Raw genomic sequence first — 241 nt, 5'->3', positions numbered from 1 at the left:
ATGGAACGCGATGGCCTTGTTGCGCGCACCGTATATCCAGTCGTGCCACCGAAGGTGGAGTACAGGCTCACGGATCTGGGAATCACGCTGAGTGCCGCGTTTTGCGGAGTATGGGTTTGGGCTGCTAAAAATCTTGACGCGGTAGAAGAGGCGCGCCGCGATTTTGACAGTCGTGCAGCGGTGTAAGATTGGCAGTCATTGCTCGTGACGGTTCCCAAGCAAGCCATCCGGCCGGCGCATC

At 58.1% G+C, this 241-nt stretch carries 1 protein-coding gene; it reads left to right on the top strand.

Annotated features, from left to right (window positions below; all coding sequences use genetic code 11):
• Positions 1-186 (top strand): winged helix-turn-helix transcriptional regulator (locus SB751_RS34625; protein ID WP_410749570.1); only part of this gene is annotated, 186 nt, incomplete at its 5' end.
• Positions 187-241: the final 55 nt, after the last annotated feature.

The sequence above is a fragment of the Cupriavidus sp. SIMBA_020 genome, from assembly GCF_046535395.1.
GTDB classification, from domain to species: Bacteria; Pseudomonadota; Gammaproteobacteria; order Burkholderiales; family Burkholderiaceae; genus Cupriavidus; species Cupriavidus campinensis.
Note: the sequence above shows the minus strand (reverse complement) of the source record. Positions and strands in the feature narration are given on the sequence as shown.